General features: G+C 67.8%; 2 protein-coding genes. Both read right to left on the reverse strand.

The annotated features are described in order from the left end of the window. Window positions 1-118 precede the first annotated feature (118 nt). Window positions 119-790 (reverse strand): thiaminase II, encoded by a 672-nt coding sequence (tenA, locus tag CVM52_RS25425; protein WP_100165032.1) that lies wholly within the window; start codon window positions 788-790, stop codon window positions 119-121. Continuing rightward, a complete protein-coding gene (locus CVM52_RS25430) occupies window positions 787-1,722 on the reverse strand; it encodes an ABC transporter substrate-binding protein (protein WP_100165033.1) in 936 nt (311 codons plus the stop codon). Before CVM52_RS25430 ends, tenA begins: the two co-directional genes overlap by 4 nt. Window positions 1,723-1,888 lie beyond the last annotated feature (166 nt).

Below are 1,888 nucleotides of genomic sequence, written 5' to 3' on the forward strand. Positions count from 1 at the left end.
CCCGACGGCCCCAGCAGGCAGGTCCATTGCCCCGCCGGCGCCTCCAGCGAAACCGGGCCGAAGATCGGCGCGCCGTCGATCGACGCACGCCCGGCCAGGCGCAGCGCGGGGGCGGCACTCATCCCGAAAGGCCCATGCCCCAGAAATCGACCTCCAGCCGGGTGGCGGTTTCAAACCGGGCGCACAGGCGGGGCCAGCGCGGGCTGTCCGTCGGGCTGGGCCCCAGGCGGTATGCAACCGCCCCGTCGATCAGGCCGGCAACCGCGCGGCAGGTGTCCTGGTAATCGTCGCCGGCATAGGTGGCGATCCAGTCCGCATAGGCCGTGTCACCCGCCGCAGCGGCAAGCCGCGTTCCGATCTCGCCATAGCCCAAGACGCAGGGCGCCAGCGCCGCCATCAGGTCCAGGAAATCCCCGGAATGGCCGGCATCCATCACGTAACGGGTATAGGCCAGGTTCTGCGGCGCCTCGCGGGCCGCGTACAGTTCGGCTTCGGTGATGCCCGCGGCGGCGCAGGTCTCGATATGCAGGCGCATCTCGTCGTTCAACAGCGCATGCACCGTGGCGGCGCAGGCCCGCATCTCCTCCAGCGTCTCGGCCTTGGTCACCGCCAGCGACCAGGCCCGCGAAAAATGGACAAGGAACAGATAGTCCTGCACCAGATAGCGCAGAAACGCGGCGCGCGGCAGCGTGCCGTCCCGCATCCCCTCGACAAAGGCATGGCAGGTGTAATCCTGCCATGCCCCGCCGGCAGCGGCCCGCCACAGCGGGAAGGTGGTGCCATAGCTCATTGCGCGCCCGGATCGATCGCCAGCTTGGAAACCGGGCGCATGTCCTGGATCAGGCCGGCTTCGTGCAGGAAGGATTCGAACCGTGCGTATCGGCCGGCATCCAGCGCCTCGGGGCGCAGCGCGAACCGCGGGATGGTGTCGGCCCAGGCCCGATCGTTCAACTCGTCGCGCAGTTCCGCCGAGGTGCCGGAAAAGATCTCCCAGCTTTGCTGCGGGTGGTTGACGATGAACTGTGTCGCCTTCTCGGTCGCCGCCAGGAACCGGCGGATCTTGTCCACGTCCATGGTGTCGGGATTGGCCACATAGATCAGTTCGTCGTAGGTCGGCACGCCTTCCGCTTCGGGATAGAAACAGCGGCCGGCGACACCTTCGATATCCATCTGGTTCAGCTCGAAATTGCGAAACGCGCCAATCACCGCATCCACCTGCCCGGACATCAGCGCCGGCGACAGCGACCAGTTGACGTTGACCAGTTCGACATCGTCGATGCCCAGCCCGGCCTGGCCCAGCATTGCCGACAACAGCGCCTCTTCCACACCGGCCACCGAAAAGCCGATCTTGCGCGCCTTCAGATCGGCGATCTCCTGCACCGGCCCGTCCTCCAGCACCAGCAGGCAGTTGAGCGGCGTCGCCACCAGCGTGCCCACCCGGATCAGCGGCATCCCCTCGGCCACCTGGAGATGCAGCTGCGGCTGGTACGAAATCGCCAGATCCGCGCGTCCGGCGGCGGCCATCTTCGGCGGATCCGAGGGATCGGCGGGGGCGATCACTTCGACCTCCAGCCCCGTCTCGGCGAAATAGCCCTGCTCCTGCGCCACGATGATCGGGCCGTGATCGGGATTCACGAACCAGTCCAGCATCACGGTCATCCGGTCCTGCGCGGCGGCAGGCCCGGCGGCGATCAGGGCAAGGGCAAACAATCTGGCTTTCATTGGGTCTCTCCGGAAATGTCAGTTCGGGGGGGTCGGGTCGCCCAGGGCGACCAGATGGATCTCGCCGTCCCAGACGGCGGCAAGCCGCTCGGCCGCGGCCCAGGACCGTTGGCCCGAGCGGCAGCACAGCACGGCACGCTGGCCGCGTTCGGGCACCGGCCCGCCC

It is taken from the genome of Pseudooceanicola lipolyticus, from assembly GCF_002786325.1.
GTDB classification, from domain to species: Bacteria; Pseudomonadota; Alphaproteobacteria; order Rhodobacterales; family Rhodobacteraceae; genus Pseudooceanicola_C; species Pseudooceanicola_C lipolyticus.